The organism is Vibrio hangzhouensis (assembly GCF_900107935.1).
Taxonomy (GTDB): Bacteria; Pseudomonadota; Gammaproteobacteria; order Enterobacterales; family Vibrionaceae; genus Vibrio; species Vibrio hangzhouensis.
Genome location: NZ_FNVG01000011.1, coordinates 97,827 through 120,248, shown reverse-complemented (window position 1 = coordinate 120,248; position 22,422 = coordinate 97,827). Strand labels below are relative to the sequence as shown.

At 46.3% G+C, this 22,422-nt stretch carries 20 protein-coding genes; 8 read left to right on the top strand and 12 right to left on the bottom strand.

Annotated features, from left to right (window positions below):
* Positions 1-24: 24 nt before the first annotated feature.
* Positions 25-741: a DUF3379 domain-containing protein gene (locus C4S60_RS12645; RefSeq protein WP_103880710.1), complete on the bottom strand. Its 717-nt coding sequence runs from the start codon at positions 739-741 to the stop codon at positions 25-27.
* A complete protein-coding gene (locus tag C4S60_RS12640) occupies positions 734-1,240 on the bottom strand; it encodes a sigma-70 family RNA polymerase sigma factor (RefSeq protein ID WP_244183095.1) in 507 nt (168 codons plus the stop codon). The genes C4S60_RS12645 and C4S60_RS12640 overlap by 8 nt, the downstream gene beginning before the upstream one ends.
* Before the next feature lie 523 nt (positions 1,241-1,763).
* Here C4S60_RS12640 and fadI point away from each other — a divergent pair.
* Positions 1,764-3,086 carry an acetyl-CoA C-acyltransferase FadI gene (gene fadI, locus C4S60_RS12635; protein WP_425275127.1) on the top strand — a complete coding sequence of 441 codons (1,323 nt, stop codon included), beginning with the start codon at positions 1,764-1,766 and terminating at the stop codon, positions 3,084-3,086.
* A complete protein-coding gene (gene fadJ, locus C4S60_RS12630; protein WP_103880709.1) occupies positions 3,086-5,200 on the top strand; it encodes a fatty acid oxidation complex subunit alpha FadJ in 2,115 nt (704 codons plus the stop codon). The genes fadI and fadJ overlap by 1 nt, the downstream gene beginning before the upstream one ends.
* Before the next feature lie 74 nt (positions 5,201-5,274).
* On the opposite strand, the gene C4S60_RS12625 is transcribed toward fadJ, so the two are convergent.
* Positions 5,275-8,058, bottom strand: coding sequence for an insulinase family protein (locus tag C4S60_RS12625; protein WP_103880708.1), 2,784 nt, complete (start codon positions 8,056-8,058; stop codon positions 5,275-5,277).
* Positions 8,059-8,379: 321 nt separating this feature from the next.
* On the opposite strand from C4S60_RS12625, the gene sixA reads away from it, so the two are divergent.
* A complete protein-coding gene (gene sixA, locus C4S60_RS12620) occupies positions 8,380-8,844 on the top strand; it encodes a phosphohistidine phosphatase SixA (RefSeq protein ID WP_103880707.1) in 465 nt (154 codons plus the stop codon).
* Between the two features lie 7 nt (positions 8,845-8,851).
* On the opposite strand, the gene smrB is transcribed toward sixA, so the two are convergent.
* Entirely contained in the window at positions 8,852-9,382 is a 531-nt protein-coding gene (gene smrB / locus C4S60_RS12615; protein ID WP_103880706.1) for an endonuclease SmrB, read from the bottom strand.
* 62 nt (positions 9,383-9,444) lie between these two features.
* Here smrB and prmB point away from each other — a divergent pair, with 62 nt between their 5' ends.
* The 3 genes from prmB (at position 9,445) to fusA (ending at position 13,916) form a co-directional block, all read left to right on the top strand.
* Positions 9,445-10,377, top strand: a complete 933-nt coding sequence (gene prmB, locus C4S60_RS12610; protein ID WP_103880705.1) for a 50S ribosomal protein L3 N(5)-glutamine methyltransferase — start codon at positions 9,445-9,447, stop codon at positions 10,375-10,377.
* A gap of 161 nt (positions 10,378-10,538) precedes the next feature.
* Positions 10,539-11,624 (top strand): chorismate synthase, encoded by a 1,086-nt coding sequence (aroC, locus tag C4S60_RS12605; protein WP_103880704.1) that lies wholly within the window; start codon positions 10,539-10,541, stop codon positions 11,622-11,624.
* A gap of 276 nt (positions 11,625-11,900) precedes the next feature.
* Positions 11,901-13,916 carry an elongation factor G gene (gene fusA / locus C4S60_RS12600; protein WP_103880703.1) on the top strand — a complete coding sequence of 672 codons (2,016 nt, stop codon included), beginning with the start codon at positions 11,901-11,903 and terminating at the stop codon, positions 13,914-13,916.
* Between the two features lie 48 nt (positions 13,917-13,964).
* On the opposite strand, the gene C4S60_RS12595 is transcribed toward fusA, so the two are convergent.
* Complete coding sequence (locus C4S60_RS12595) at positions 13,965-14,588, bottom strand: trimeric intracellular cation channel family protein (protein WP_103880702.1); 624 nt, start codon at positions 14,586-14,588, stop codon at positions 13,965-13,967.
* Positions 14,589-14,826: 238 nt separating this feature from the next.
* On the opposite strand from C4S60_RS12595, the gene C4S60_RS12590 reads away from it, so the two are divergent.
* Both C4S60_RS12590 and C4S60_RS12585 read left to right on the top strand, forming a co-directional pair.
* Positions 14,827-15,357, top strand: a complete 531-nt coding sequence (locus tag C4S60_RS12590; protein ID WP_103880701.1) for an elongation factor P hydroxylase — start codon at positions 14,827-14,829, stop codon at positions 15,355-15,357.
* A gap of 24 nt (positions 15,358-15,381) precedes the next feature.
* Complete coding sequence (locus tag C4S60_RS12585) at positions 15,382-15,645, top strand: YfcL family protein (RefSeq protein ID WP_103880700.1); 264 nt, start codon at positions 15,382-15,384, stop codon at positions 15,643-15,645.
* Between the two features lie 163 nt (positions 15,646-15,808).
* On the opposite strand, the gene C4S60_RS12580 is transcribed toward C4S60_RS12585, so the two are convergent.
* From C4S60_RS12580 to C4S60_RS12550, 7 genes are all read right to left on the bottom strand, one after another.
* Positions 15,809-16,474, bottom strand: a complete 666-nt coding sequence (locus tag C4S60_RS12580; RefSeq protein ID WP_103880699.1) for a hypothetical protein — start codon at positions 16,472-16,474, stop codon at positions 15,809-15,811.
* Positions 16,475-16,643: 169 nt separating this feature from the next.
* Positions 16,644-17,102 carry an arsenate reductase/protein-tyrosine-phosphatase family protein gene (locus C4S60_RS12575; protein ID WP_103880698.1) on the bottom strand — a complete coding sequence of 153 codons (459 nt, stop codon included), beginning with the start codon at positions 17,100-17,102 and terminating at the stop codon, positions 16,644-16,646.
* 2 nt (positions 17,103-17,104) lie between these two features.
* Positions 17,105-18,532, bottom strand: coding sequence for an O-antigen ligase family protein (locus C4S60_RS12570; RefSeq protein ID WP_103880697.1), 1,428 nt, complete (start codon positions 18,530-18,532; stop codon positions 17,105-17,107).
* A gap of 74 nt (positions 18,533-18,606) precedes the next feature.
* Entirely contained in the window at positions 18,607-18,894 is a 288-nt protein-coding gene (locus C4S60_RS23450) for a hypothetical protein (RefSeq protein WP_146060867.1), read from the bottom strand.
* A 304-nt stretch (positions 18,895-19,198) separates the two neighbouring features.
* Positions 19,199-19,867, bottom strand: a complete 669-nt coding sequence (locus C4S60_RS12560) for a hypothetical protein (protein ID WP_103880695.1) — start codon at positions 19,865-19,867, stop codon at positions 19,199-19,201.
* On the bottom strand, positions 19,857-20,963 hold the full coding sequence (locus C4S60_RS12555; protein ID WP_103880694.1) for a glycoside hydrolase family 5 protein: 1,107 nt from the start codon (positions 20,961-20,963) through the stop codon (positions 19,857-19,859). The genes C4S60_RS12560 and C4S60_RS12555 overlap by 11 nt, the downstream gene beginning before the upstream one ends.
* A 23-nt stretch (positions 20,964-20,986) precedes the next feature.
* Positions 20,987-22,408: a phosphomannomutase gene (locus tag C4S60_RS12550; protein ID WP_103880693.1), complete on the bottom strand. Its 1,422-nt coding sequence runs from the start codon at positions 22,406-22,408 to the stop codon at positions 20,987-20,989.
* Positions 22,409-22,422 lie beyond the last annotated feature (14 nt).

Sequence of the window (22,422 nt, the reverse complement as noted above, 5' to 3'; positions counted from 1 at the left end):
AATAAGACTCTTTTGGCAGTTAGTTTATGATGGATTAAGGATCTTTCTTATATTTTCACCGATCTTTTGGAAGTCCTCTCCCTGTTCACCAACCAGTATAAAGCTGGCTTCTCCCAGAGGTTCCACAAGTCCAGAAAAGCCATCTTTATCAAATGTTTTACTTTGATCTGATGGGAGTCCGGTCAGAAACAGTGTGACTTTGCCTTTCTCGCCTTGAAATACCATGTGCATGGCATTGGATTCACCAAAGCCGCAGTGGTTTAAATAATAAACATGGTACGGAAAATTCTGACCTAATTGATACGCGAATGGCAGAAGCTTGGCATTAATCTGCGCTTTTGACACATTCTCGTCTAACGGGTCAATAAAGCCCATCTCATTATTTACATGTTCCATCGCGGTATCAGAAAGTGAAGCTTGTGCAGGAGAGACGACGACGTTTCCCCAATTAACCTGACCGACCAAAAGACCGAATGCGAAAGCTATGGATGCTGCGAGAGACAGGGCTCTCTTTCCGAATTTCACTTTCACAACGTTGGAATCAGGCTGATGGAATAAGATCCGATCCGCCAGGTCGTCAGGAACTTCGACTTTCATTGCTTGTTCAATTCGAGCATCGAGCGCTAACACATCTTCCAGATATTTTGCGTTGTTGTCGCTCTCTTTAGCTGCATCCAGTAACTCTGGGTCTTTTGCCTTTGGATCGGACATAATACGACGACGGAATTCTAATTCATCCATTGTGTTGCCCCCTATATTTATCCTCAGACTCCAACATTTCTTTGAGCTGGTTGCGTGCTCTGAATAATCGAGTCATAACGGTGTTTTTATTTAAATCGAGTATCGAGCCAATCTCTTCACCACTAAAGCCACCTACGACCTGAAGAAATAGCGGTTCACGGTATTCGACATCGAGTTTCATTATTTGAGCTTGAAGCCACTCCTGCTGGTGGTGCGGGTCGTCAGATACTTTAGCGTCGTTGCCGTAATCATCAATATCAACCAGATCAAACTGCTTACGTTCAAAACGACGTGCGTTTTCTCGCCTCAATATTGTGATCAGCCATGACTTGGCGGCTTTTTCATCCTGGAGACTATCCAAAGACTTCCATGCTCGCAAGCACGTTTCCTGAACCAGATCTTCAGCGACAGGCTTATCTTTACACAACCAATAAGCGTAACGATAAAGATCTCGGTGATAAGCACGCACCAGTGCTTCGTATTTTCTTTGTTTGTCCATATCCGAGTTGACCGGACGATTGGAAAGTTTCTTTCCAAATTTTTTAATCAGTGACACAGGAGCCCCCGTTTTGCTCTGTGAATCTTGTTTTTTGCTCAGTAAAACCAGTAAAGTCACTCAAAATTGATCTAGTTCAAAATTATGACCTGAGGAGAAGTTATATTAAGCCTTGTCATCTCGTTGGTCTCTCGAGACTAACATGTTGAGCAAGATGACACTTCCTTTTGAAGGCTGACTTTACTTTCTCCTAATCAGGAAACTGATTATTTTCAATTGGCGCAAGTTAATTGCTTTATAGATTCCAACCACACAATTTACTGTGTGGTTTTTTTTTGCCTGAAAAAACCTATCTTGTTGTTTTACCGCGTTCTATTGTCAACGAACTGGCTCATTTCTCATATTCCATTTTGGTCGACCCTATCACGTTATTCAATAATTTTGGTGAGATTTGTCAAACGGTTGTTTTAAATCCTTAACATCTTCGTTACAATAATGTGGTCAGACCTCTTAAAAAGGAGAAACTATGAGCAGTAAGGAAGTGGGGAAAATCGATCTCACCACCCGTAACGGCGAGCGAATCGCAGTGGTTGCCGGATTGCGCACACCCTTTGCACGCCAGAGTACAGAGTTTAGTCAGGTACCAGCAGTAGACCTCGGTAAAATGGTCGTTGCCGAGATGATGGCACGCACTGACATCGATCCTAAGCTGATCGACCAGGTCGTGTTTGGCCAAGTGGTTCAGATGCCAGAAGCCCCCAATATCGCCCGAGAGATTGTCCTTGGTACAGGTATGAATATTCATACCGATGCTTATAGTGTGACACGCGCTTGTGCAACCAGTTTTCAGGCGGCTGCCAATGTTTGTGAAAGCATTATGGCGGGCACCATTGAGGTCGGAATTGCAGGTGGAGCGGATTCATCATCAGTGTTGCCTATTGGGGTATCGAAGAAACTGGCTGCCAATCTACTTGCGTTAAGTAAAACAAAAACTTTGGGGCAAAAACTCAGTATTCTGAAGAAGCTGTCATTGAAAGATCTGATGCCGGTACCGCCAGCAGTTGCGGAATATTCGACAGGCCTGTCAATGGGGCAGACCGCTGAACAAATGGCGAAATCTCACGGGATAAGCCGACTTGAACAGGATGAACTAGCTCATCGCTCACATACTTTAGCCTCACAAGCATGGAAAGAGGGTAAGGTTCGAGATGAAGTAATGACGGCCTTTCCAGAACCTTATAAGAACAGCCTTGACCAGGATAATAATATCCGTCACGACTCGGAGCTGGCCAGTTACAGCAAGTTAAGACCAGCATTTGATCGTCAGTATGGTTCGGTCACAGCGGCAAACAGTACACCGCTCACCGATGGTGCTGCTGCCATCATGTTAATGCGTGAAGGTCGAGCGAAAGAGCTGGGATTGGAAATCAAGGGTTATATCCGTTCTTACGCCTTCTCGGCAATCGGTGTTCGGGAAGACATGCTGATGGGGCCATCTTATGCCACTCCGATGGCATTGGACCGAGCAGGCATTTCACTGTCAGATCTCACTCTCATTGATATGCACGAAGCTTTCGCCGCCCAGGCGTTATCAAACGTTAAGATGTTTGCCAGCGATAAGTTTGCCAAAGAAAAACTGGGTCGCGCCAGTGCAATTGGTGAGATTGATATGGATAAGTTTAATGTGCTTGGCGGTTCGCTCGCGTATGGTCACCCGTTCGCAGCAACCGGGGCAAGAATGATCACTCAGACACTGAATGAGTTGAAGCGCAGAGGTGGTGGTCTGGCACTGAATACAGCATGTGCGGCAGGTGGTCTGGGTGCAGCAATGGTTCTGGAGGTAGAATAATGAGCGAACAAAAAGCCTTTCATCTGAAGATTGATGAGCAGAACATTGCCTGGCTGGGTATCGATGTCCCGGGCGAAAAGATGAATACGTTGCAAGCTGCTTTTGCCGATGAAATGTCGCAGGTATTTGAAGAGTTGGAGCAGAAAAAGTCAGGGATCAAAGGGTTAATTGTTCACTCTCTGAAGCCGGACAACTTTATCGCAGGTGCCGATGTGCGTATGTTGGATGCGTGCACGTCTGCAGACGAAGCTCAGGCACTGGCAAGCAAAGGTCAGGAGATGTTCCAACAGCTGTCTGATCTTCCTTTCCCTGTCGTGTCGGCAATTCATGGCCCTTGTCTGGGTGGCGGACTGGAGTTGGCACTGGCTTGTGATTATCGCGTTTGCAGTGATGCTGATATCACCAAATTAGGTTTGCCCGAAGTTCAGTTGGGTCTGTTACCTGGCTCAGGGGGGACGCAACGACTGCCACGCCTGATCGGTCTGTTGCCTTCTCTGGATCTGATTTTGACAGGTAAGCAACTGCGCGCCAAGAAAGCGAAAAAGCTGGGCGTGGTCGATGCCAGTGTGCCTCAAACCATATTATTGGATGTTGCCAGGGATTTTTTGGAGAAGGGCAAAAAGCGTAAAGCGAAAAAGCTGACCAAAAAAGAGCTGTTGATGTCGGGGACAGGACTTGGACGCAAAGTTATCTTTGATCAGGCTGCGAAAAAGACCCATGAGAAAACTCGTGGCAACTATCCAGCTGCTGACGCCATCCTTGATGTGATTCGCTTTGGTTTAGAAAAAGGCATTAAAAAGGGTCTTGAGCATGAAGCGAAACGCTTTGGTGAGTTGGTCATGACCGCTGAATCGAAAGCATTGCGCTCAATTTTCTTTGCCACTACGGAGATGAAAAAAGAGTTTGGTAGTGATGCTCAGCCTAAAGTGGTTGATAATGCCATCGTGCTGGGTGGCGGCCTGATGGGAGCAGGTATTACCCATGTGACCGTGTGCAAAGCTAAGGTACCAGTGCGAATTAAAGATGTCGCGAACGAAGGTATTGTTAACGCGCTGAATTACAACTTTAAGCTGCTAGAGAAGAAGCGTAAACGCCGCATTATTTCGAAAGCAGACCTGCAGGCGCAGATGCTGCAAATGGCCGGCGGAACCGACTTTACCGGATTTAGTAAAGCCGATGTGGTCGTTGAAGCCGTGTTCGAAGATCTGGCCTTGAAGCAACAAATGGTCAGTGATGTGGAATCGAACGCCAAACCAGAGACTATTTTTGCAACCAATACTTCGTCTATACCTATTGCGCAAATAGCGGCGCAGGCACAGCGCCCGGAAAATGTTGTGGGTCTGCACTATTTTAGCCCTGCTGATAAGATGCCGTTGGTGGAAGTCATTCCGCATGAAGGTACTTCAGATGAAACCATTGCGACTATGGTGAAGTTTGCAAGAAAACAAGGCAAAACCCCGATTGTTGTTAAGGATCAGGCGGGATTCTATGTAAACCGTATTCTGGCACCTTACATGAATGAAGCGGCGAACATACTGCTGGCCAATGAACCCATTGAAGCACTGGATAAGGCTTTGTTGGACTTTGGCTTCCCTGTTGGACCGATCACGCTGCTTGATGAAGTGGGTGTAGATATCGGTGCGAAGATCATGCCTATTCTGGTGGCAGAATTAGGTGAGCGCTTCCAGGGACCTGATGTGTTTGACAAGTTACTTAATGATGGACGTAAAGGTAGGAAGTCCGGCAAAGGTTTCTACACCTATAAGGGCAAGAAAAAGTCCGTTGACAGCTCGGTATACAAAGTGTTGGGACTAAAACCGGAAGCGAAGATGGCAGAGAAAGATATCGCCATGCGCAGTGTGTTACCTATGCTCAATGAGGCCGTGCGTTGTCTTGATGAAGGGATCATCCGCAGCCCTCGTGATGGCGACATTGGTGCGATCTTCGGAATAGGTTTCCCTCCATTCCTGGGCGGCCCGTTCCGTTATATGGATACGCTGGGGATCAAGAATGTGGTTGAACTGATGAACCAACACGCGGAGAAATACGGTGACCGATTTGCGCCTTGTGATGGTCTGCTCACTCGAGCCGGGATGGACGCAACCTTTTATTGATAACGGCTGTTGATATCGAAATAACGCCCCTCAAATGAGGGGCGTTTTGTTTTGAGTGTTGTGAAGGAACGTGGTTATCCTAAGTCAGTGTCCTTAGGCCGCAACTGGAATTCCTCAATAGAGCCTATCTCAAAGCCGAGATCCAGCCTCGGAGCATTGGTATGTGCTTTGCCCTGACTATGGAGAATCAGACGGTTAGCCGTGCGCGGCTTCAACTCATTAACGACAAATCGCGTCATGTCCGCCCGGGTGAGCGATTTGAGTTCAGTCAGCACTTTCTCTCTCTGACTGAACGAGGTGTCTTTATTGCCAATCGCGACCCAGAGTCTTTGGGCGCGTCCTCTGAGATTGGTATCCGGTGTGGATATCTGGTTCCAAAGCCCTTTTTTGCTGCTGTGCCACTGATAATCATCCAGTTCTAATAGCACCATGTAAAATGCATTTAAAAACTCATCGATTGAGCGAATCAGGTCACTCGGTGCCGCATTAGGAGATTGTACATAGAGTACAAGCCCCGGGTGACGGTTTAGTGGCATATTGCCTGTCCCCACCATATAGCCCAGCTGCTGTTTAGTCCGGATTTCATGGAAGAAGGTTGCCGACATCAGATGGTTTGCCAGTGAGTACAGCGCGATGTGTCTCGGCTCAATGTCCTCGCATTGGTAATAAACAACAATGGCAGAATCATCCTGGTCACAATATACCTCTTTCTGGAAGCTGCCATTCTTACCTAGCATCACTAGAGGGCGTAAACTTTCTTCATACCTTTGGTTGTTGATTCGCAGCGCGTCCTTCAGGGTGTTTGCGATGTCATGTGCGCCTTGTCTGTGCCAGTCGCCATAAACAAACATCTCGATATGCAGTTCAGAGAGGATGGACTGTACAAACGCGGGAAGTTCGTCCACTTCGGTTTGCTCTAGTGCTTCAATGAGTGCTGGATGAGGTGGGTTGTTGGGTTGCAAAATACCGGTCATTGCGTTGAAAAGCTGGGAAATGGGGCGATCTTTAGCCGCATTTCGCCAGTTGCGAAGCAATTGCGCTTTGATGCTAGCAAAACGCTCAGGGTTGAATTCCCGCGAGGCAAATCGCTTGAGTATCATAGCGAGTAGCTCAGGTTGCTTTTTACTGAACCCGGTAATGGAAAGTGTCACTCCCCCCTGATGGGCATACATATCGTAACCTAGCCCTGCGACCTCGGCCTGATAGGTCTCTTCCGACAGTGAATCCAGGAACATCTCAACACACAGTCTTGTCTTGACGATGTTTTTAGGTGAGTTCACCGAATGTGGACTATCGATTGCAATAAACACGACCCCTTTCGGTACCTTGAACTGGTTGTCCTGAAGATGCCACAATCTAAAACCATCAAGGTCTTCAATGAGTTGAGGGTGGTCATCCTTTGTCTCAATTGGGTAGGTGGCCAAATCGTAGTTGATGAACGGATTACGCTCTGGTAACGCAAATGGCAGAGCATCAAAATCAGGACAATCGTTAAAGAAGGTCAGTTGAGCATCAGTAAAGCGTTGTACTGAGTAGGGGGTAAAGTACCATTTAGCCTGCTTATCGTAGTGTTGCTCTTTGGCTACCAGAGTCGCTTTGAGATTATCGGTCGTGAGGTATGCACCGTACTGGTTTAGTAGGTCCTCATCGTAACCTGACATCTTATAGTCGCCATAAATAACGTCTTCGGCGTCATAGTGCTGCATGTTCATTACCAGATGGCTAACCAGATCTAAGGGTCTGGCCGGTTCCTGAAACTGAAAGGCTGACTCGGTAACGGCGCGCTTTTCTGTGTAGCGCCATTCGTTCATTCCTTGCTGTTTTATTAGAGTGATAAATCGGAACAGCGATTGGATAATTTCATCAACGTAATCGAGCCCTGCAGGTGTCAGGGTCATGCTGACAGTGAACTCCCGAAAGTTACTACCAGATGCTCCACCTCCAGCGGACAGAGAGGTTATCCAGCCTTTCTTTTTCAGGTAGAGCATTAAGCTACCTTTGCCTTCGTGGCCCAACAAGTTGGCAAAAAAAGACAGGGGTTTTTGATGGTAATGTTGATGCGTACCGGGGAAAGGGAAGGATAAGATCAGTTTACGGATCTCTTTGATAGGTTCTACCTTCACCAAGACCTGAGTATGTTCTTCGGTGACAAAAGGCGTTTCAACCCGTTTGCTCTGACGCTGGTTGTTGACAATGTCAGAGAATTTCGTTGTTGCCCAAAGTTCAAGTTCATCCAGAGAGTCTGGGCTAATCAGAGCCAGTGTCATTAAATCGGCTGAGTATTGTTCGTTGTGAAAGCGCATGATTTCATCACGAATAGTGTTTCCGTCACGATCACTTAAAGTGTCGACATTACCAACCGAGAATTTGGAAAATGGATGCTTCTGATTGATGGTTTCTTTTTGTACCTGGTACAAGCGTCTGCCGTCTTCGTAGAGTTTCAGTTTGTACTCTGAGTCCACCGCTTGACGCTCTTTATCCAGAGCTTCTTCATTAAAGAGAGGCGCGGAGAAAAATTGACTAAAGCGGTCTAAAGCCTTTTCGTAGGAATTTGGATAGATATCAAAGAAATAGCAGGTGTGTTCGGTGCCAGTCCACGCGTTGTTGGACCCACCATGCTGACTAATAAACGCTTGAAATTCGCCCACTTTGGGGTATTTTTTCGTACCAAGAAACAGCATATGCTCAAGATAATGAGCTAATCCTTCCCGATCGGAAGGATCATCGAAATGGCCGACGTTAACAGCAAGTGCTGCTGCTGATTTCTGGGCTTTGGGATCTTGAATAAGCAGTACTCTTAGCTCGTTGTTGAGAGTGAGGTAACGATATGAGCGATTATCATTAGGACTTATATGCACGTATCTTCTCCAGAGTAAGCGGAAGCTTGGACGGCTTAACCAAGCGCCTGGCAACAAAAGCGGAAATCTCACTATTGGTACTCACAGGATAGGCCAATAGTTAAGTAAAATAATTATGACGGTAAAAAAGAGACCCGCAAAAACATAGTTACAAATCTTTTTAGATTACTTATTAAATTGTTAAGAAAGTCGAAGCCTTTAGCAAGTGAATTGATATAATTAATTTTTTTAAATAAGTATAGCTGCATATATTCAGGCGACTTGGTTATCGCTTGCAAGATGATACGCCCGATAGGGCTATCGATAGAAACAGGTAAACATATGAAAGTTTTTATAATGCGTCATGGTGAAGCTGTCCATTACGCCCCTACAGATGAACAACGTGCATTGACCTCTAACGGAAAAGAGTGCTCAGTCATCGTTGCGAGAGCCTGTAAGCAGCAGGGCTTTTCGGAGTTCGATAAGGTACTGGTGAGTCCTTATTTGAGAGCACAGCAAACCTGGGCCGCAATCGCGCGGGAGTTTAGCAGTGATGATGTCGTAACATCGGACGATATTACGCCATATGGCCAAGCTGAAGATGTGGTTGAGTATGTGGCGGCGATCGCTGAGATTGAGCAGCTGCAATCCATTCTGCTGGTGTCCCACTTGCCGCTTGTCGGCTATCTGACGGCTGAGTTTGTCGGTGATATGAGCGCCCCTATGTTTCCCACATCGGGGATGGTCTGTATTGACTACGACGTTGAACGCAGACAGGGTGAAGTGCTCTGGCACATTCACCCATAAATCGCGACTACTTTTCAGGAATCGACAGCAGCACCAGTAGTGCACCGTCACCGCCAAACTCAAGTGGCGCCTGATGAAAGGCCATTACGTCAGGGTGCTGTGCCAACCAAAGTGGTGCTTTTTGTTTGAGGATGTGCTTGCCTATGCCATGCATCACGCAAGCACAGTGCACATTCTCTTTCACACAGTGCGCAATCATAGCACCCAGTTCGCGCTTTGCTTCTTGCTGCGTCATGCCATGCATGTCGAGAAAAACGTCGGGAACATAGACGCCACGGCGCAGCCTTTTGACTTCATAGGTCGAGACATCGTCACGGGCATACCGTGTCGGCCCTTCTTCATTCAGGTGTGGGACAAACTCGTCAGAGAAATAAAATTCGGCGTCTTTGGCTTCTCGGTTAGTTCTTTTCGCTTCTTTTTGTTTCTTATTTCTGTTTGGCTGCTGGACTATGGTATCCTGTCGCAACTTTTTTACGCCTTGTACTGCCTCCTTAAAGAGGGCGAAGTCGTCATCAGTGTTGGTGTCTTTCTTGCTCATTAACGGGAACAACTCATATAACTCGGGTATTGGCAGTATTGTAGCGCTTTTTGGAGGCAATTTTGGATAAGATTTTTGTGGAAGAGGCAGTTTCAGAGCTTCACACACTTCAAGATTTGATTCGTTGGACCGTAAGTCGATTCAACGCAGCAGGTCTTTTTTATGGCCACGGCACTGATAATGCTTGGGATGAGGCAGTTCAGCTCATCCTGCCAACGCTGTACTTACCGATTGATGTGCCACCACATGTTTTGAATTCTCGCCTTACCAGCAGCGAGCGTCTGCGTGTCGTTGAACGCGTAATTAAACGTATCAATGAGCGTACTCCAACGGCGTATTTAACCAATAAAGCTTGGTTTTGTGGTCTTGAGTTCTTCGTTGATGAGCGAGTGCTGGTGCCACGTTCGCCGATCGGTGAACTGATTGAGGCGCAATTTCAGCCTTGGCTGACGGAAGAGCCCGTTCGTATTATGGACCTTTGTACGGGCAGCGGTTGTATTGCTATCGCTTGTGCTCATGCCTTCCCTGAAGCGGAGGTAGACGCCATAGACATCTCTGCGGATGCATTGGAAGTGGCGGAACAAAATGTACAGGATCATGGTCTTGAACAGCAAGTGTTCCCGATTCGTTCTGACTTGTTCCGTGATTTACCGAAGGAGAAGTACAACCTTATTGTGTCGAATCCTCCTTATGTTGATGAAGAGGACATGAACTCACTTCCGGAAGAGTTTACTCATGAGCCTGAATTGGGCCTGGCAGCAGGTACTGATGGACTGAAACTGGTGCGTCGTATCCTGTCTAACGCGCCAGATTACCTCACTGATAACGGCATTCTGATTTGTGAAGTGGGCAACTCAATGGTGCACATGATGGAGCAATATCCTCATATCCCGTTTACCTGGATTGAGTTCGAAAATGGCGGTCACGGCGTATTTATGCTGACGCGCGATCAACTGGTGGCTCACGCTGACGAGTTTGCTATTTATAAAGACTGATCCCCGCCGACAGACGAATAAAAAACGCCGTAATGAGAATTGCGGCGTTTTTTTGTTTTGGGGTTTACAACGCTGGCCTTTGTCGTCACTATGAAACCACGAAGAACAGACAGGTATTGGACAAGCTTTGGTATAGCTTGTTCGGACAGACAGAGGAAGTAATGGCAGGAAATAGCATCGGACAACATTTTCGTGTAACAACATTTGGAGAAAGTCATGGTATTGCCCTAGGTTGTATCGTGGATGGCTGTCCTCCAGGTCTGAAAATCACGGAAGCCGATCTACAAGTAGACCTAGATCGTCGTCGTCCAGGGACATCAAAATACACAACTCAACGCCGTGAACCGGATGAAGTGAAAATTCTTTCTGGCGTATTTGAAGGCCAGACCACGGGCACTTCAATCGGTCTGCTGATTGAAAATACCGACCAGCGTTCAAAAGACTACTCGGAAATTAAAGATAAATTCCGACCGGGTCACGCCGATTATACTTACCATCAGAAATACGGTGTGCGTGATTACCGTGGTGGTGGCCGTTCATCGGCGCGTGAAACCGCTATGCGCGTTGCGGCTGGAGCGATCGCCAAAAAATACCTGAAACAAGAATTTGGTGTAGAGATCCGTGCTTACCTGTCGCAGATGGGTGATGTGTCCATCGATAAGGTGGATTGGGATGAGATAGAAAACAATGCGTTTTTCTGCCCGGATGTTGATAAGGTCGAAGCGTTCGATCAATTGATTCGTGACCTGAAGAAACAGGGTGACTCTATTGGTGCCAAACTCCAGGTTGTTGCGACTAATGTACCAGTCGGTCTTGGTGAGCCTATTTTTGACCGCCTGGATGCTGACATTGCCCATGCGCTGATGAGCATCAATGCTGTCAAAGGGGTTGAAATTGGTGACGGCTTTGATGTGGTGAAACAAAAAGGCAGTGAACATCGCGATCCTCTGACTCCAGAAGGTTTCGCCAGCAACCATGCTGGTGGTATTCTTGGCGGTATCTCTACGGGTCAGGACGTTGTTGCCAATATTGCATTGAAGCCGACATCCAGTATTACCGTTCCGGGTGATACCATCACCAAAACGGGTGAAGCAACTCAGTTGATCACCAAAGGCAGACACGATCCTTGTGTTGGCATCAGAGCGGTCCCTATCGCTGAAGCAATGCTGGCTATCGTACTGCTTGACCATCTGCTGCGTCATCGCGGTCAAAATTACGGTGTGAAAACTGAAACGCCTATCATCTAACGACAAATACATCTGTTATAACAGCGCCTCGCATGCAGACATGCGGGGCGTTTTTTTGTGCCTCATCACGTCTTGAGCAATAAGTGATCAAAATGTTGGACGATATGAAATTAGTCACAAATTTTCTGAGGGTATAAGGCCACACTAGAAGTTCATTGAGACAAGGAGTGCACTTGTTGGGAAGTAGGATCCGAAAAATGACTTGGAAGACGAGCAGGCGGGAAACCGCCGACTCAATACAACTGTGCTTGTTTCCAATCATTTTAGGAGTTCATTATGTCTCAACATGAAATCAGAAATATTGCCTTTGTAGGTCAAACCGGAACCGGAAAAACCAGCCTTATCGAACGTTTGCTGTTCGAGTCTCACAGTAGTACCCGCCTGGGTCATGTCGAAGATGGTGATACCATCACGGACTTCGACGATCAATCCATTCACTATCAGCACAGTGTTGAAGCAACGCCAGTCACGCTCTCCTGGCACAAGCATCAGATGAACTTTATCGACACTCCCGGACAGGTTGAGTTACTTGGACGGACCTTAAGCATTTTTCCGGCCGTGGAAACCAGTGCTATCGTTCTGGACGCCAGTATGCCTATCAATCAGGTATCGGAGAGACTGTTTAAGTTTGCTCAGGAGCAGAAAAAATGCCAGATGATTATAGTGAACAAAATCGATCAGCACCCAGAAAAACTGGAGAGTCTGCTTGAGAATATCGCTCAGAGGTTTGGCGCCCAATGTATGCCTATAAACCTACCTGGCATAACGCCTGCGGAAGTCGTCGACTGTTATTTCGAGCCAAATACAGAACAAGTTACTCTGTTTAGTAGTGTTGATGAAGCCCACGAACTGTTGATTGATCAGGTTGTAGAGGTTGATGAACAGCTAATGGAACTCTACTTGGAACAAGGCTCAGAGCTCACCCCTGAACAGTTGCATGATCCTTTTGAAGAGGCGCTGCGCACTGGGCACGTCATTCCTATTTGTTTTGTTTCCTCAGATACTGGTGCAGGGTGTGAACTGTTGCTCAGAACCCTTGCTGAAATCATGCCGATGCCCGATGAGGGCAATCCACCCTTACTTGAGAAAAACGGCAAACAGGTCGCCATAGATTGCGATAAGCGTGACCACACCGTAGCCCATGTTTACAAAGTGAACGTTGATCCTTATATGGGTAAGTTGGCTTATGTTCGTGTGTTCCAGGGTGAAATTACCGCGGGCAGTCAATTGTTCATTGGTGACAGCAGCAAGGCGTTTAAGGTAGGGCACCTTTATAACCTGCAAGGAAAAGAGCGCAAGGAGATCTCCAGTGCCAAAGCTGGCGATTTGTGTGTTCTGGTTAAAGTGGATGAGCTTGAGTTTGACTCGGTCATTCATGATTCTCATGATGAAGATGGTGTCGCATTTAAGACGCTTAATTTCCCGGAGTCGATGTACAGTCTGGCTTTACGCCCGAAAAAAAGTGGGGATGAGCAAAAGCTCTCGGACGTCCTTACGAAAATGGCGGCTGAAGATCCTTCACTGAAGATAGAGCATAGAACCAGAACCAACGAAACGGTTTTAAGTGGGCAGGGTGAGTTCCACCTGAAAATTGCTCTGGAGAAAATGAATCAGGTATTTAAACTGGACGTCGAGACCAGTCAGCCAAGTGTTGAGTACTTTGAAACCATCACTAAACCAGCAGAAGCACAGTATCGACACAAAAAGCAAAGTGGTGGCGCAGGCCAGTTTGGTGAAGTGCACTTGAAAGTGAAACCGCTGGAGCGCGGTGCAGGATTCCGGTTTGTGAATAAAGTGGTGGGCGGTGCTATCCCAACGGCTCTCATCCCTGCGGTCGAAAAAGGGATTCATCAGGCTCTGGAAGAAGGCGCGATCTCAGGGAACCCGATAAAGGATCTGGAAGTGACGGTGCACGATGGTAAATTCCATTCGGTGGACTCCAAAGAAATCGCCTTTGTGATTGCCGGCAAGAAAGCGTTCCTGCAGGCGGTGGAAGAGGCGGGCCCAATCGTACTTGAACCGATTGTGGATCTTACTTTAGAGATCCCAACTGAGGCGGTCGGTGATGTCTCTGGAGATTTATCGGGCAATCGGGGTCTGATCGTAGGTACTGAGCAAGGTAATTTCGGTAGCACGGTGTTGGAGGCCAAGTCACCTATAAATGAGTTGCAAGACTACTCACGACGTCTTAAAGCACTGACTGGTGGTGAAGGTCGGTTTAGTATGACATTGAGTCACTATGAACCTGCGCCGCCGGCGATTCAAAAGCTTGTGTGTCAACAGGCTGATTAAGAAAAAAAGCCCCGCAATATAGCGGGGCTTATTCTTACCAGCTTGTTATTAATGCAGGGCCTCTTCACCCTCGAGGTGGAATGAAGGTAAACGCCATTTAAAGCGCACCGCCGCCATACGTAGCGCATAACCGACAATGAGGGTGATCACTGTGGTTACTAAAGTACTGATGCCATACTCCAGCAGCGCCAGATATAAACAAGCGGCGACAACAGAGATTGATGCGTAGAGCTCCTGATGTAATACCAACGGAGTTTGGCGACAGATAAGATCGCGTAGAAGCCCGCCAAAGACACCAGTAACTAGTCCGGAAACGACACAAATAAAGGGATGTAACCCCATACTGAGGCCGACGTTGGTGCCGATAATGGTAAATACCACCAAACCCAACGCGTCTAGACGAATGAACACCCCTTTGAGCTTAATAATCCACTTAGCCAGTCCTGTTGTTAGAACACCGGCGAGACAAGTGATCGCCAGAAACTCCGGATGTTTGACCCAACCAAGTGGGTAGTGACCCAGCAAAATGTCACGTACGGTGCCACCGCCAATGGCCGTTGCACTCGCCACCAACATAACGCCAAACCAATCCATATTGCGACGACCTGCGCTCAATGCGCCGGTCATTGCTTCGGCAGTAATGCCAATAATATATAAGACACTCAGCAACATGACACGATACTCGAAAATAAAAGATGCGCTAGTGTAGTGGCAGTCAGCACTGTTGACGAATGAAATATAGTAAAAGGGAAACGTTTTTCTGATAAAAAAAACTAATGTGAATATGAGTTTACGAAGGCGAGACTAAGTGGTCGTAAGTTTACTTCTTATGATGCTACTGACACAGAGCTTTACCTGACGTTGAATTCCATAGACAATACCAGCCAATTATTCATGTTGTAACACGATTATGCGCCACCAGTACCAAGATCTAATCGCAATTTTCAATCAGACATTTTTTGATGAGTATCAGACCAAGTTAGAGTTGGGTGGTGATGAGCCTATCTACCTGCCTGCAGATGAACAGGTGGATTATCATCGCATCATCTTTGCACATGGTTTTTATGCGTCAGCGCTGCATGAGATCGCTCACTGGTGTGTGGCGGGTCCAGAAAGACGACAATTGGAAGATTTTGGATACTGGTATCAACCCGACGGCCGCACTCGTGAGGTACAAAGTGAATTTGAGAAAGTAGAAATTCGTCCTCAGGCCTATGAATGGATCTTATCCGTCAGTGCAGGTTTTCCATTTAGTGTCAGTTGTGACAATTTGAGTGGTGACTTTGAGCCAGATCGATTGGGCTTTATGCGTAAAGTACACAGTGAGGCGCTTGCTATTTTAGAGCAGGGTATTCCTAAACGAGTATTGCAACTTTCTGAAGCTTTGAGGCATTTTTATCAAACACCGCAACTTTCCAGCGACCAGTTTACGGTTCGCTAGGGGCAGACGAGGAATAAAGACGATATGATTATCGAATATGAAGAAAAACTTCTTGAGACCATCGATTCACGCATCCAAGAAGCATCCGATGACGAGTTGTTTGCAGGTGGTTATCTGCGCGGACACATTTCTTTGTCTGCAGCCTCATGTGAAGAAGAAGGCGTAGTGGATTTATCGGTGTTTAAAACACGTATTCAGGACAGTCTGGATGCCGCTAAATCAGAGCTTAGTCCTGCGGATCGTTTGATCGTAAATGATCTTTGGACAGAGTTACAAGCGACCATCTAAGACGCTAGAGTTGATTCAGTGCCTAGTTCTAATAACGGGCACTGAACTAAAACAGGGACTGTATTTCAAGTTATCACTCACCGCATTTCAATCTAGGCACACTATTTATGTAGGCCAGACCCCAGATGGACGATGTAGAAAAAGTAAGTTAATACGAATTTGCTCAGTATGTCCTGTTTTCATTTGCTACTTCAGGCAAAGTATATGTTTGAATAATGAAAGCAAACGCAGTCTGAACATGATAAATGCACCAACTTACAATGCCCAGCCACTTGGCACCGTCCTCAATGATTGACTTCCAATGGCCAATCTGGAGAACAAGCCATGATTCAAAAATGGAATCAATCACTACGGACGAAGACAAAAAGGCGAAGGCCAGGATGAGGGGCACATAGTTAGTTCTTAGAATTGTCGCCATGAAAAATACTAAATACAGTAAAACGGCGATAGCCAAAACTAAATATACCGCTTTTTCACCTACGCCAATATGGACGGGAACTATGGAGTCATGGATCAGAAATGCATCATCAAGCATTAGGTAGGTCGTTAAACAAGCAGAGCTAAATAGGAAAGGCAACGGCTCGGTTTGATTTCTATTGCGAAGCAACATGGCGGCAAAGAAACTGGCCGTTGCTGCTACGCACCATAAGTAAATTCCCAAGTTTGACAACACCCCTGAAAAAGGACTGATATTGGCCTGTGTCGTTACATCTCTGGTGAAAAAATGGATTGGCAAATGAAAATAGATGCTTATCAATGAAATGGTAATGAGAACAGCGATAGCGAGAAGATAAATAGCCAGCAAATCCGGTGTGAGTTTTATATTCATTATTATTCCTTGCTTTCTCTTATTTGAACTTCTAAAACCTGGTCATTGAGACGTTGTTAATCCGAATGACTACCCATCTCAGAGACAAAAAAGGTATTACTATAAGCTTATGGGGATGAAGATGCTGTAAGTAGGCAGTCTGGTCGTGTAGGCCACGGGACTTCATGCCCTATTGAGAAATAGCCTTTAGTTTGTCACGCCAGCTGATGACGGCCTTCTTTAGCTGATTGAAGCAGTGTTCAAAGGTTACTAAGTCTTGGTTGAGTGGGTCTTGAATATAACCCACCCCTCCCCATTGTCCAATGAGTAGAGTTTTTTGAGCGCAACCAGGAAAACGTATCGCAATTTGGTCGATCTGCTCTTGAGTCATAACCAAAATGAGATCCATTTCGTTGACCATGTTTGTGGTAAGTTGTGTCGCTCTGTGATTGCTAATGTCGAGCCCGTACTTAGAAGCAGTGAGTTGGGCTTGTTCTACCGGACTTTGGTTTTGCAGGTCATTATTCACGACGTCTAAACCCGCTGAATAAATCTCTTTGTTCGGAATATAAGATTTGAGCAAGGCTTCTGCCATTGGAGACCGACAAATATTCCCTGTACACACAACAACAATTTTGTCTAGTTTCATAATTAGTATCTAGCGTCCAAGTTGCTGGAAGGGCGATCAGAGTCCCTTATCCATGTTTTTGCTGGTATGACCGCTGTCGCGTTTGCCAAAAACAGAATGAATATAAAGGTCAACGCGTTCGCGGTCGGTTGAAAGTTAAAATCCGTGCTACTGTGAATCAGCATTCCTAATATAGCCATTATAGTGCCCAAAGCGATTCCTTTCATTGTTCGACTGTGGCGAAGATGAACGGTTTGCACGCATTTCAGCAAGCTGTATAGCACGACCACTCCGAGCATAATGGTGGCGGGAACCCCTGCCTCTACGGCAAATTGAATGTAGTCGTTGTGCGCATGATCGTAAAATCCGAGATAGTCTTGTGCATAGCCGGGGAATACGGTGTAGAAGCTGGACATGCCAGTACCCGTCAAGGGAAAGTCTTTGATAATGTCAAGAGACCACAATAAAACCTGATCTCGCGATTCTTCCAGCCACGACGTGTTCATTATCTTTTGCTGAACATTACTGACACCAAACAAAGCCCCAACAATAATCATATCAATGATAAAAATGCTCACGAAGAGGGCGATGAGTGCTCTTGGTCGGCGTTTGTATATCGCCAATGACAAAACACCACCTAAGACGATAACAGTGAAGAAAGCAGCATTACCCATACGTGAGCCACTCATGACCAGCGCGATCACCATAAAAATTAAGCAAAGCCGAATCATCATTTTTTGGCTAAAAATACTTGATAGCATTCGATCTAGCCTCACCTTCCAAATACCGGATTCTGAGGTGTGAAGCTGAGTGATGACCAGACCTATACCTATGCAAAGAATCATTAACAGGTAATTGGCATAGTGATTTTTGTAGATAAACGAACCTGTGGCGATATCTTCAACAGGAATACCCAAAAAGGGGCTGACATCCGCCTTGAGAAGGACCATAAGAGTGCCATACAAAGCCTGAAATGTTCCACTGCACACTAGTGCAATGCATGCCAGTTTTAGCCGACTGGATGTTGATATGATCATAATGGCGTTAAAGACAAACAGGCTGTAGGCGACACCTTTGGCTAAGGCTATTGTAGTGATATGTTTGTCCAGAGAGATATACCCATATTGTGCATCGACCATTTGATAGATTTCAGCACTTCTAGGTGATACCCAGCTTAATAAGCTCAAAGGCAATGGTATGATTTGTAGTGCAATCCAAACTTGAAAGAGTAGGATTCCCCATAGGAGCACTTTGTAGTGAGCTAAACGATGGAGAGGAAGCTGTTTACGGTAAACGACGAAGGTGCCAACTGTTTGCAATGATATCCAAATTTGTGCAATTGCCCATGTTATTTCTCGGTTGCTCCCTAGAGGAATCGGAAGCCAGATAAGTAGGGCGATAAATGAATACAACAGATAGCGATCTTTTTCTGGTAAAGAATTGTATTGCATAGTTTGTTAACCAGTATCACAAAGTGAATCGAATGGCGAAGACCAATGATGTTTTAAAAGTGACGTCCGAGAAGCTAGTTTGGAGAAATGACATCCAATCCTCCTCCGCCGTTGCCTCCAGTGGTTAATTTGGTCGGAGGACCGGCTGAGGATTGAGGAGAAGTACTCGTATCCTGTTTTGCGCTTAAGTTGCTCTTTTGAGCTGTTTTCATCGGGTCAATACCCGCTGATATTGCGACATTGGCAATCATACCTGGTTCAAGATAGTAGGCCCTGGCGAGCGCTGCGATGTCCACTGCGAGATCGGGTCGAGCACGAAACGCAGAGTTAAGCGCAAGAGTTACGTTTGAAGCATTACTCATAAATGTGGCCTCCAGTAGTTCAAGCACATGATCAGAATGTTTCTTGAAAACAGCATGATGAGATTTCGCGGTAGGCGCAGAATTCAGCCGTTGTAGGAGCCTGTCGGTTTCTTCACTCGTTAATCCATGAGTTGCAAATGGGGTTAACATTGAAGATACGATGAAGAGTATGATGAGTGAATTCTTAATCACGAGAGAATCCTTTTCATTTTGACGCTCAGAAGCGTTATCGATAAGCGGCCCATAGTTACTAAAGAAAGCGAAAGTTTTGTCGAGAAGTTGAGCTATGTCTGATGGAAGAACGTTATGGATAACATTCAGGTATCCAGATGCCGAAAAATCGTGTCGCAGAACAGATTCGTGTTATTTCATTGCTATTAGCGATCAGTACGCTCAACTCATCATGGGTGTAATAGGCATTGAGTAAGGCGACGAGCCTCTCTAGTAACAATATTCTGGCATCGATAGTCATAGTAGGCCACTGTTCCAACTGCTTTTCGATTAACACAAAATTGATTGAAGGATCATACGGACCAAATTGTGCTCCCAAAGTCAAAATAGTTTCAGGCTCACCCAGAGCGCTGGACTGTCCCTCAAGGGCTCGATGCAGCTCGAAATACGCGTTGGCCCAAGTTGGGCGCATTCTGATGCTTTGTTCTAGAAGTAGAACTCGGTAGATTTGTGTATCTAAGTTCGGGCTATAGAACTGCAGCCACTCTAGCTGCTTTGCCACCAAGTTGATGTTGTGTGGCGATTCTAACCAATGCGGCCTTAACTCATTGATAGAGAAGGATGGCAGCGAAGTGTTGGAGCCATTGTTTGTCGTGATATAAAGAGCTTCATGATCTTTAATGGATTTAGTGAGAGCGTGATTTGCCATCGTATGGTCAATCTGAATCACAGAAAAGCACATGAGCGCGATTGCGGAAATGGACAACGCTATGGTGATAATCAAGTTGTGATTAAAGGTCATTCGGCACTCCGTTATTACCTGTCTCCACATCCTGCGAGTTGGCTTTGGACATGGCTTTTTCCAGCCATTTCATTTGCGGCTTGTCTTTACCTTCTGACGGTTGTATCGAATAGGGGTAGCTCCCCCACCATGGTCCCGCCGACCACCATGTCCAGCCTATCCAGACGTCGAGATTATCATTGATATAAGCTAACAGGTTGCTCATAGCCTGATGGCAAATGTCATTGTTTGCCGCTCCGAATTCACCAAGAAATCCCTTTTTATTGTGTTCTTTTAGCCAACCAGTGAACTTAATTAAGCGCTCCACACCAATATTAGCGCTAACGCAATCCTGTGACGTGCCTGAAGAATCACTATCGAGATACTGATGTACTTCGATGGCGTAATTGTCAATGGGATCGACGATAGTCAATATGGTTGTTGCGTTGGGCGTACCGTACCAATCACTGTGCCATGAAGCAGCACCAGAGTACCCGTTGCCAGGAACAAGAATAAGATTGTCTGCGTCAGCAGCACGAATCGCGGCGATAGCCGCATTGGCATTGTCTCGCCACAGCTCGGATGACATTCCAAATGGTTCATTCATTAATCCAAAGATGACTCTCGAGTTGCTCTTATAGTGGTTGGCGAGCTTGGTCCAAAAATCTTTGAATGCTTCAACGGGCACTTCCGGGGTTCCAATGACATTGCCATAATACCGAGAAAAGTTATGAGGATTTATAATGACCAACGCGTCTTGATTAGCAATATGGTCTACCAGTTGATCGATGCGCTCTAGTTGCAGCGGGTCTAGATCATCGTATATCTCTTGTTGCAGTCTTTCCCACCGGAAAGGTAAACGGAATATCGTCATACCCTTACTGACAAAATAGTCCACCTCAGCGGTACTCGGGAAGGTGTAATCCTCATTGAATTTGCCCGGCAACGCCTTTGTATTGAACTCCCCACCAGACAGATTGACACCAAAATAGGGTGGGGTAAAAATGTGCTTGCTCTGCTCATTAGTTCCAACTAAGTCGCTACACCCAGAGGTATTTATAAGTAATATAACCAGAGTGATCGCTGCTAAAATCCACAGTCGTAAAGAACGTATCATTGATTCATCCTATTACTGAACGGTTAGGGGCTTGATGTCAGCGACACTATGGCCGTATCGACAAGTTGTTTAGCCTTGTCTGAGCTACTTGCTTCAGCGTAGCAGCGAAGCTCAGGAGCGTTGCCTGATGGACGAAGGTGAATGATGGAACCGTCCGATAGTAACAGCCTGAGTCCATCAAGGGTGTTCTTTCCGTCGACCGAGTTGGCAGTGATTCCTAAGGTTTTGAGCAGCGCTTCTGGTTGAGCTTCACCCTGGGCGACCAATTCGAGACTTTTTGCTGTGGCGTAATTCTGAATGCGATCACTGTAGGTAAAGCGCATTGGCAATTGTTCTACCAGTTTGGCAACCGATGAATTCTGGGCAGCGTAAAGTAGCATCAATACCGGAAGTACTGCGTCACGTGTTGGCAAAGCTTTTAAGGAGGCGCCATTGACAAGCATGTCAGTTGCGAGCATAAAGCCGCCATTAGCCTCAAAGCCCGCGGCTGACGAGTAATTCGCAGTTAGTGAGTCAAACTCAGCGATGACATAAGGTGAGCCAATTTTGGTCAAGGTGACGTGCTTAATGTCGGGAGAGTTCGCAATCACTGAGTTACAGTTGACCGGGACAGACAACGCCTCAATGCCAAGAGCCTGCGAACAAAGCAAACCGAGAATATCACCACGAAGCCATTCACCGTTTTCATCGGTTACCAAAGGTCTGTCCCCGTCACCATCGGTTGAAAATATCACGTCCAGCTGGTGCTCTTTTATCCAGCGTTTTGCCTTTACTCTGTCTTCTTGTGACACGGCTTCGGTATCAATTGGAATGAATTGGTCGGAACGACCTAATGATACCGTTTCAGCACCAAGCGCTTGGAACAGGCGGTGATAAAGTTCCCGGCCTGCGCTCGAATGTTCATAGATACCGATCCGCTTCCCAATTAGAAATGTAGGTGTAAATAGGTCGATAAAACGGGATAGATAGTTGTCTGCTGCTGTCGAGTCTACGGTTAGTTCTGGTAGCGTAATTGACGCCTCAAAACCACAGTCAGCTTGGATTATCCGCAGTTCGTCTTGTTTGGTGATCTCGCCATCGGGTCGATAAAACTTCAATCCATTTCTATCAAATGGAATGTGACTTCCGGTGACCATGATACATGGTATGCCTTTACGCATTGCGGTGTATGCAAGCGCGGGGGTCGGAATTACGCCATAATAGAAAGTATGGATCCTAAGTTGCATTAGTGCACCGGCACAGGATTGAGCCATGGCATAGCTACTTGGGCGGTTGTCGATGGCTAGTGCTACTTGCTCAAACTGAAACTCTTGCCTTAAGCTATGCACAAATGCATGGGTAAAGGCTGCGCATACAGGGTTAGTGAAATCTGTGACCAAGCCCCTTGCGCCACTGGTTCCAAATGAAATGCCAGAGTTTCGAATAATCGTTGATGCTTGCAACATAATTTCCCTTTTCA

What these genes read in the sequence shown, in the direction of transcription:
- C4S60_RS23450 (WP_146060867.1), bottom strand. Translation starts at nt 18,894, where the DNA reads ATGAGTAATGCTTCAAACGTAACTCTTGCGCTTAACTCTGCGTTTCGT.
- fadJ (WP_103880709.1), top strand. Translation starts at nt 3,086, where the DNA reads ATGAGCGAACAAAAAGCCTTTCATCTGAAGATTGATGAGCAGAACATT.
- fusA (WP_103880703.1), top strand. Translation starts at nt 11,901, where the DNA reads ATGTCTCAACATGAAATCAGAAATATTGCCTTTGTAGGTCAAACCGGA.
- C4S60_RS12575 (WP_103880698.1), bottom strand. Translation starts at nt 17,102, where the DNA reads ATGAAACTAGACAAAATTGTTGTTGTGTGTACAGGGAATATTTGTCGG.
- C4S60_RS12590 (WP_103880701.1), top strand. Translation starts at nt 14,827, where the DNA reads ATGCGCCACCAGTACCAAGATCTAATCGCAATTTTCAATCAGACATTT.
- C4S60_RS12550 (WP_103880693.1), bottom strand. Translation starts at nt 22,408, where the DNA reads ATGTTGCAAGCATCAACGATTATTCGAAACTCTGGCATTTCATTTGGA.
- C4S60_RS12585 (WP_103880700.1), top strand. Translation starts at nt 15,382, where the DNA reads ATGATTATCGAATATGAAGAAAAACTTCTTGAGACCATCGATTCACGC.
- C4S60_RS12595 (WP_103880702.1), bottom strand. Translation starts at nt 14,588, where the DNA reads ATGTTGCTGAGTGTCTTATATATTATTGGCATTACTGCCGAAGCAATG.
- C4S60_RS12645 (WP_103880710.1), bottom strand. Translation starts at nt 741, where the DNA reads ATGGATGAATTAGAATTCCGTCGTCGTATTATGTCCGATCCAAAGGCA.
- C4S60_RS12560 (WP_103880695.1), bottom strand. Translation starts at nt 19,867, where the DNA reads ATGACCTTTAATCACAACTTGATTATCACCATAGCGTTGTCCATTTCC.
- fadI (WP_425275127.1), top strand. Translation starts at nt 1,764, where the DNA reads ATGAGCAGTAAGGAAGTGGGGAAAATCGATCTCACCACCCGTAACGGC.
- C4S60_RS12570 (WP_103880697.1), bottom strand. Translation starts at nt 18,532, where the DNA reads ATGCAATACAATTCTTTACCAGAAAAAGATCGCTATCTGTTGTATTCA.
- sixA (WP_103880707.1), top strand. Translation starts at nt 8,380, where the DNA reads ATGAAAGTTTTTATAATGCGTCATGGTGAAGCTGTCCATTACGCCCCT.
- C4S60_RS12640 (WP_244183095.1), bottom strand. Translation starts at nt 1,240, where the DNA reads ATGGACAAACAAAGAAAATACGAAGCACTGGTGCGTGCTTATCACCGA.
- C4S60_RS12555 (WP_103880694.1), bottom strand. Translation starts at nt 20,963, where the DNA reads ATGATACGTTCTTTACGACTGTGGATTTTAGCAGCGATCACTCTGGTT.
- aroC (WP_103880704.1), top strand. Translation starts at nt 10,539, where the DNA reads ATGGCAGGAAATAGCATCGGACAACATTTTCGTGTAACAACATTTGGA.
- C4S60_RS12580 (WP_103880699.1), bottom strand. Translation starts at nt 16,474, where the DNA reads ATGAATATAAAACTCACACCGGATTTGCTGGCTATTTATCTTCTCGCT.
- smrB (WP_103880706.1), bottom strand. Translation starts at nt 9,382, where the DNA reads ATGAGCAAGAAAGACACCAACACTGATGACGACTTCGCCCTCTTTAAG.